Origin of the sequence: Candidatus Binatus sp. (assembly GCF_030646925.1) — a bacterium.
Taxonomy (GTDB): Bacteria; Desulfobacterota; Binatia; order Binatales; family Binataceae; genus Binatus.
Genome location: NZ_JAUSKL010000048.1, coordinates 20013 through 27767, shown reverse-complemented (window position 1 = coordinate 27767; position 7755 = coordinate 20013). Strand labels below are relative to the sequence as shown.

The 7755-nt window shown below is 62.9% G+C and carries 5 protein-coding genes; 3 read left to right on the top strand and 2 right to left on the bottom strand.

Going from position 1 to position 7755, the window contains the following annotated elements:
• The first annotated feature begins 112 nt into the window (after window positions 1-112).
• On the top strand, window positions 113-829 hold the full coding sequence (locus Q7S58_RS08090; protein WP_304823228.1) for an alpha/beta fold hydrolase: 717 nt from the start codon (window positions 113-115) through the stop codon (window positions 827-829).
• A 28-nt stretch (window positions 830-857) separates the two neighbouring features.
• Here Q7S58_RS08090 and Q7S58_RS08085 read toward each other — a convergent pair whose 3' ends face one another.
• Complete coding sequence (locus Q7S58_RS08085; protein ID WP_304823225.1) at window positions 858-2192, bottom strand: aminotransferase class I/II-fold pyridoxal phosphate-dependent enzyme; 1335 nt, start codon at window positions 2190-2192, stop codon at window positions 858-860.
• Between the two features lie 31 nt (window positions 2193-2223).
• On the opposite strand from Q7S58_RS08085, the gene Q7S58_RS08080 reads away from it, so the two are divergent.
• Window positions 2224-2964 carry a pyridoxamine 5'-phosphate oxidase family protein gene (locus tag Q7S58_RS08080; protein WP_304823221.1) on the top strand — a complete coding sequence of 247 codons (741 nt, stop codon included), beginning with the start codon at window positions 2224-2226 and terminating at the stop codon, window positions 2962-2964.
• Between the two features lie 127 nt (window positions 2965-3091).
• Window positions 3092-4285: an acyl-CoA dehydrogenase family protein gene (locus Q7S58_RS08075; protein ID WP_304823217.1), complete on the top strand. Its 1194-nt coding sequence runs from the start codon at window positions 3092-3094 to the stop codon at window positions 4283-4285.
• 230 nt (window positions 4286-4515) lie between these two features.
• Here the strand turns inward: Q7S58_RS08075 and Q7S58_RS08070 are convergent, their stop codons facing one another.
• Window positions 4516-7575, bottom strand: a complete 3060-nt coding sequence (locus tag Q7S58_RS08070; protein WP_304823214.1) for a hypothetical protein — start codon at window positions 7573-7575, stop codon at window positions 4516-4518.
• Window positions 7576-7755: the final 180 nt, after the last annotated feature.

The window sequence follows — 7755 nt, the reverse complement described above, 5'->3', positions numbered from 1 at the left end:
GTCACCGAGCATCTGGTGGCGAAGCGGCCCGCGGCCGAGCGTCACTCGAATGTGTTTCAGGTAGCGGTGTGGTCGGGATGGCCCAATGCCGAGACCAAGGAGGTCATCCAGAATGGCCGCAATTAGCGAAGTCGCCTCGTTCTGGATGGAAGGCGCGCTGCGCACGCTCGACGCGTTCCGCACCGGCTTCGGCATCCCGATGGCCGATCCGCCGCCCACGACGCCCTCGCGTGTGATCTACGAAGGTGGCCTGGTGAAGCTGCGCTACTACGCCGCGAAGGGCGACGCGCATCAGCGCACGCCGCTGTTGCTCATCTACTCGCTGATCAAGCGGCCGTTCATCCTCGATCTCCAGCCCGGCCGCAGCGTGGTCGAGGTGCTGGTGAACCGGGGCTTCGACGTTTACCTGATCGATTGGATACCGCCGCAGGCATCCGACAAGTGGCGCGGCTTCGACGCCTACGTGAACATCGATATTGCGAACGCGGTGCGCGCGATCCAGATTCACAGCGGCGTCGAACAGATCTCGGTGCTGGGCTACTGCTTCGGCGCGCTGCTCGCGCTGATGTACGCCGCGATGCACGGCCGCAATGTGAAGAATCTGATGACGCTGACGATCCCGTTCGACAGCAGCGTGCGCGAACTGCCGATCGAGTGTCTGGCGTCCACGATGTCGCAGCAGAGCGCCGAGCGAATCGTGGAGATGTACGGCAACGCGCCGGCCTGGATGCAGTATTCGTTCTTCAATTCGCTCGCGCCGACTCATCACATGCTCAACAAGTTCGTCGGCGCATACCGCAGCTCTACGCGCCCCGGCTACGGTGTATAGCTCCCAACCACGCCAAACGCGAACCCGACTACGCAGTCTGGACCCGCGAGCGAGGGCGGATTGCGGCGGCGAGATCGTTCGCCAATCGCTTCGATTCATCGGGTGTAAGCGTCGCGACGGTTATCCTTACCGCGGGGCCGCTTTTGATTCGATAAGATTCGCCGGCGCGGATTGCCCATCCTTTTTCAGCCATCGCCTGCACTACCGCGCTTTCCTCCGCGACCGGAATCCATACGTTGAGGCCCGAGCGGCCGCGCGCTTCGATTCCGTGTTCAGCCAGCGAATCGATCAACGCCGCGCGGCGCCGCGAGTAGGTGAGCGCCGCGGTTTTCAACAGATGTGGAGTCGCAGGATCCGCCCACACTAAAGCGACCAGGTCCTGCAGGATATGACTGACCCATCGCGGGCCTAGACTCTGGCGCCCGTGGACGCGCGCGATGGTCTGCTCGTCACCCGCCATCACGCCGACGCGCAAATCCGGGGCGAGCGACTTCGACACCGATCGTATCAGCGCCCATCGCACAACGCCGCGCGAAAGCGTGATCGCGGGCGCGCCGGCGGCGGGGCCGGCATGATCGTCCTCGATCAGCACGACCTGCGGATAACGCGCGAGCACCGGGCGCAGTTCTGTCGCGCGTTTTTTGTCGAGCGCCGCGCCGGTCGGATTCTGCGCGCGCGGCGTTACGATGCAGGCCTTCGCGCCGCGCCGGAGCGCACGATTCATTTCGTCGGGCAGGGGACCCGAATCGTCGAGCGCCATCGGCTCCGCGATCAGGCCCATCGCGGCGATCAGGTCAAGGACTCCCGTGTAGCTCGGGTCTTCGACCGCGACGATATCGCCCGGACTCAAGTAGGCTTGCATCACACGCTCGATTCCGCTGAGCGCGCCGCTGACGATCGCCAGTTCGCCGACTGCGATGCCGTCGCTCTTGAACTGCCGGGTTGCGAGCTTTACCAAGGCGGGGCGATTTTCGTCGTCGCCGTACTGGCCCGGGCTGCCGTCGAGGCGGGCGAGAAACGGCTTGAGCGGCGGCAGCATCGCGGGATCGGGCCCGCCGTCGGCGAGATTGCGGAGTCCTTTGCGCGGCTTCGATAGCGCGCTGCGAATCGAAGTCGCCAGCGCGGGCCTGCGGTTCACGACGGTGCCGCGCCGGCCCGCGCCGTGGACCAGGCCGCGGACGCGCAAGGAATTGTAGGCGGCGGCGACGGTGGTCGGGCTGACTTTCAGCCGGAGCGCGAGCGCGCGCACGGTCGGCAGGCGATCGCCGGCGCCGAGGCGGCCGGTCCTGATCGCGTCCTCGATGCTGGCAGCGATCTGATTGCTGGTGTCGCCGCGAATCTGATAATGTACCGTTACGTTCATAGTTTTGTAGTGTAACAAAAGGATGGAGCAGATGGAAGCGACGATCAAATCCACGATGGCAGACAACGCGGAAGTTCGCGCCACGCCGCGCACGCGGGTGAAACGCCTGCCGAAGCGCGCCGCCTACGATCGCGCGAGCATCAACTCGATCCTCGACAACGCGCTCGTATGCCACGTCGGGTTTGCGCTCGACGGACAGCCGTACGTGATTCCGACGCTGCACGCGCGGATCGGCGAGACGCTCTATATCCACGGCTCCGCCGCGAGCCGGCTGCTCGGCGCGGCGGCCGCGGGCGCGCCAATTTGCGTGACGGTCACGCATATCGACGGGCTGGTGCTGGCGCGATCGGCGTTTCATCACTCGGTGAATTATCGGTCGGCGGTGATTCTTGGCGCCGCATCGCTGGTTACCGGCGAAGCGAGCAAGCTCGCCGCGATGCGCGGACTAATCGACCATGTCGCGCCCGGCCGCTGGGAGCACATCCGCCAGCCGAACTCGAAGGAACTGGCGGCGACTTCGGTGCTGTCGATTCCGATCACCGAGGCGTCGGCTAAGATTCGCACGGGACCTGCGATCGACGACGAAGCGGACTATGCGCTGCCGATTTGGGCGGGCGAGATTTCGCTCGCGATTTCGGCGCGCGCGCCGATCGCCGATGCGCGCGTGGCGCAATCGATTTCGATGCCGCCGCACGTCAGGGAGTATCGACTGCCCGGCGCCCGAACGGGGCAAGGAGTTGAGCCCAGCTGCATCGATCCGACCCAGCGCTAAAAGTGCGAACCTTGAAGGAGCGCGGCGGCTATTCTATATAACACTTGTTAGGGAGCGGAGCGGGCGGCCGACATCGATGACGTGCGGCCAGCTTTCGTATCGTCCGTTTCCGGCCCGCGGAGGAATCATGGATTTCAAGTTCAGCGCCGAAGACGAGGCGTTTCGGAGCGAGTTCCACAGTTGGCTGCAAGCTAACCTGCCCAAGCGACAGGAGGCCGAGCACGACACGGACTTCATGCGCGAAGGGACCGCAGAGGACTGGAAGAAGCGCCTCGAATGGCACCAGAAGATGCACGCCGGCGGATGGGTCGGTATCAGTTGGCCGAAGGAATACGGCGGACGCGGCGCGACGCTGACGCAGCAGATCATCTACAACGAGGAACTATCCAAAGTTAATTCGCCGGCGCTGGTGAACGGCCTCGGGATCATGCTGGTCGGGCCGACGATCATTCATTGGGGCACCGAAGAGCAGAAGCAACGCTACGTGCCGAAAATCCTTTCGGCCGACGAACTCTGGTGCCAGGGCTATTCGGAACCCGGCGCCGGTTCCGACGTGGCGGGCTTGCAGACGCGGGCGGTGGAAGAGGGCGACTACTTCATTATCAACGGGCAGAAGGTGTGGACGTCGGACGCGCATCACGCGGACATGTGCATCCTGCTGGTGCGCACCGATCCGGATGCGCCGAAGCATAAGGGAATCAGCTACGTGCTGGTGGATATGCATAGTCCGGGCGTGACGGTGCGTCCGCTGGTGCAGATCACCGGCGATGCGAACTTCAACGAAGTATTTTTCGAAGACGTGAAGGCGCCCAAGAAAAATCTGATCGGCGAGAAGAACCAGGGATGGCAGGTGGCGATCACGACGCTGATGTTCGAGCGATCGGGAATCGGCGGCGGGCGCGACCTGATGGGCCAGGTCAGGGAAATCGCCGAGCTGGCGAAGGCGGTTCCGGCCAACGGGCACAGTGCGTGGGAAGACGATAGCGTGCGGCAGAAGCTCGGGCAGTTCGCGTGCGAGGCGGCGGCGCTGCGCTACACCGGTTTTCGTCAATTGACGCGGCGGCTCAAGGGCTTGCCGCCGGGGCCCGAAGGATCGGTGCTGAAACTTGGCGTCAGCGAACTCAATCTTCGAATGAACAAATTCGCGATGGAACTGCTCGGGCCCTACAGCCAGATGGAGTTTCATGCGCCGCACGCGATCGACAACGGCAAGTGGTCGTACCGGATGCTCGCGTCGAGGGCGCTAACGATCGCCGGCGGCACCAGCGAAATCCAGCACAACATTATCGGCGAGCGCGTGCTCGGGTTGCCCAAGGGCTAGCCACTTTTGATTCTGATGTGACTCTGGAGGGCGGCCCGGCGGGTCGCCCTTCTGTTTTTCGAGCGGGAAAAATCGGCGAGGACGAAATCATGGAAGGCAAGCTGGTCAGGCTCAGAGCTACGAAAAATCCGACCTCGACGCGGTGATGAAGTGGGTCAATGACGAAGCGGTGACCGACTTTCTCGGCAGCCTGTTGATCTATCCAATCTCCTCGCTGATTGAAGAGCAGTTCATCGTGAGTCGGGCGAGAGGAACAATCCGGCGGCGGTCGTCGGCATAGGAGTCGGAGTTTTCGTGATGGTGGCGGTCGCGGTTCGCGTGCGAGTCGGCGTCCGGGTTGCGGTCCTGGTGGCAGTTCTGGTGGGAGTTCTGGTCGAGGTGCGAGTCGGCGTCCGGGTTGCGGTCCTGGTCGCGGTTTTGGTCGGTGTTCTGGTCGAGGTGCGAGTCGGCGTCCGGGTTGCGGTCCTGGTCGCGGTTTTGGTCGGTGTTCTGGTCGAGGTGCGAGTCGGCGTCCGGGTTGGCGTTCGAGTCGCGGTCGGCGTAGCAGTCCTCGTTGCGGTCCTCGTCACAGTGCGCGTGGCAGTGCGAGAGACAGTTGCGGTGTGTGTGGCAGTTAGGGTCGCGATTGGAGTGGGCGTCGCGGCGATCGTGCGGGTGGGCGTCGATGTGGCGGTTCGGGTCGAGGTCCGGACCGGCGTCGGAGACGGTCCAGGCGATCCTTCGCCGGTCAATTGGTACACGCCGCGCCCGCGGGTAGCGGCGAAGATCACTCCGTTCTGATTTTGTTGCAAATCGGCGACCGGCACGCCCGAGAGCATCCCGACATTCAGCGGCTCCCAGTCGGCGCCCCCATCGGTTGTGATGAACACGCCGATATCGGTTGCGGCCAACACCGTCTGTCCACGGGGATCGTTGCGATCGACCAGCAACCGCATCACGGGAACGTCGGGCAAAGCGTTGTACGGCGGCGGTGACTGGTTGGTGGGATTGCCGTCGGCTTGCGACCAACTGCCGCCGAAATCAGTGGTGACGAAGACGTGACCGATGCCGGTGGCGCTGGTAAATCCCGACACGCAGAGGTATGCGATGCTCGCATCGAAGGGATTCACCGCAATTCCGGTCGCCTGGGTCTGATCGGGAAAGACCAACGGCGCCAGTTGCATCGTTTTGTCGATCCAATGGCCGCCGCCGGGATGAGCCGCGTCAACTTCCAGATCGGCTTCGTCGGTGGTGAAGAGTTTGAACGGCGTCGGGCGCAGCGTGCTATCGGTTTCTATCGAGAGTGAGTAGGCCTTGCGCCGATCGGCTTGCGCGATCTCGATGTCCTGGATTGCGCAGGCGCCCTTGGTGCATCCGCCAGTCAAATCCTGGAGAGTCTGCCGATTCCAGCTCCACATCCCATCGCGAGAAACGAAAATGGAATGCGCGCCGAACATGACGCGCTGCGAGACGCCGGGATCTCCCGCCAGCGGCGGATAAAATCCAGCGCCGCGATCGCTGGCGATGAACATCGCTTTTCTAAGCGATGAGGTGTAGGCGAGCGCGTCGAAGGTATCGCCGCCGTCAGATGAGAAAGCGACTGACGGTCCGGCGGACCCGGTCGCGAAGCTGTGATACGCGAGTTGCGGATACACCGGATCGAACAGGACGAAGGCAGCTTCGTTGGCATCGACCTGCGACCAGTAGGGCCTCACAGAATCGTCGAACAGTCCGACGCCGTTGTCCTGAAAGCTCGCCAGAGCGCGGGCGTTGTCGTAGGGATTCGGCGCGATCGACTGCGCCTGCGAAACGGCGAGCGTTGCGTTGAGCGAAGTCCAGGTAGCGGGATCGTTATAGCGATACAATCCGCCGTCGTTGCCAAGGTAGAAGGTGCCGGTACCGGAGCGATCGAACGCGATCGCGTGTTGATCCGAATGGGTCGAACTGCCCGGAATCAGCGACGACCAGGTATTGCCCGTATCCATCGTCCGATAGACTCCGACACCGCCGAACACGACGGAAGTCGGCTTGTATGCGTCGATTGCCAGCGCCTGGTCGAAGAATGAGAGAGAGTAATTGTTGGGACTGGTGCCATCGATTGTGATGCCGCCGATGGTCGTGCTCGGCACTGTCCGCTTTCTCCAGGTGTTGCCGGCGTCCCAGGAAAAGTAAAATCCGGAATATTCGATCCCGTCGGCCGCACCGACCATCGCGTAGGCGGATCCACTTTGAGCCGCCAGGCTGATTCTGCCAACGCCGTTGACGAGCCCCGGCAGCGCGCCCTGGGTAAAGGTGTACCCACCGTCGCTCGAATGAAAAATCCCGGTGGCAAGAATCGCGACCAGCACGCTGCCCGGCGCCGACGGATCGATCGCAACCGCCTGCGCCGGGCATGGATCGTTGGTAAAGTAGGGGCAGGCGCCGAAGGTTCCGAGCGGATATGGGATCCACGATTTTCCGCCGTCGGCCGAGCGCCAGAGTCCATTCTGGCTGAAATCTCCCGCGATCCATGCCGCGCCGGCGCGGTTCGCGCTCGAGCCATAGGTAACGGCGGCATAGATCACACGCGGCATATGGGTCCGATCGATCGCAATCCCCGCGATCGAGGCGTGCTGAAACTTGCTCGCGCCGAGTTGCCGCCAGCTAGCCCCGAGATCGCTGGTGATGAAAATCCCCTGCCCGTAGTACGCGTCGCCTGAGCCGTTGCCCTCGCCGGTTCCGACGTAAAGCGTGGGATTGGGCGTGGTGCTGTAGTCGAGCGCCAGCGAGCCGATCGATTGCGTCGGCAACGCGTCGGAAATCGGAACGAATAACCCGTCGGCTACCGAACCCATCCAAACTCCGCCGCCGCCAGTGCCGATAAAGACGCGGTCCTTGCTGGTGGGATCCATCACCAAAGCGGTAACCCGTCCGGTGACCGCACCGAGCGGAGTTCCGGTCACTATTCCGGCCAGCGCCGATATCTCAGCCATCAATGGCTTCGGGCCGATCGAGGTCCAGGACAGCGCAGGGAGCGCCGCGGAAGCCGCTTGCTGCGCAGCCCCCATCCGCTGCTGGCGATGCATGTGTTCGAGCGCGCGGCGATAGCCGTCGGGCGGCACGCCGAAATTGAAGCCGCGGCGGCTGTAGAAGTAAGCGGCGCGAGCGCCGCGTTCCTGCGCCGGCATCGCGTTGCCGGCATCGTTGCGAGGGCCTGTCAACGCTTTGCTTACGCTCAGCGGAATCGTATAAATCCAGATGGTCGCGGCGATCGCCAACGCGCCCGCGACCAAAAATACCCACGGAGAGTACGATCTGTGCAATGCGGACAAGCCCCCTTTTCCGCTAGCAAGATCAAAACTCTATAGTTAGTAGCTAATCGAGTGAACTATCTTTCGAATATTTAATTGAGTAGCTAATTGGATATTTTCCATTCAACTTTCGGCATCTATCTGCATTTCGCGGCAGCCGCTGGCCTAATCATCCTGATTAGCAACGCTGACACCCAGAAT

What these genes read in the sequence shown, in the direction of transcription:
- Q7S58_RS08090 (WP_304823228.1), top strand. Translation starts at nt 113, where the DNA reads ATGGCCGCAATTAGCGAAGTCGCCTCGTTCTGGATGGAAGGCGCGCTG.
- Q7S58_RS08085 (WP_304823225.1), bottom strand. Translation starts at nt 2,192, where the DNA reads ATGAACGTAACGGTACATTATCAGATTCGCGGCGACACCAGCAATCAG.
- Q7S58_RS08075 (WP_304823217.1), top strand. Translation starts at nt 3,092, where the DNA reads ATGGATTTCAAGTTCAGCGCCGAAGACGAGGCGTTTCGGAGCGAGTTC.
- Q7S58_RS08080 (WP_304823221.1), top strand. Translation starts at nt 2,224, where the DNA reads ATGGAAGCGACGATCAAATCCACGATGGCAGACAACGCGGAAGTTCGC.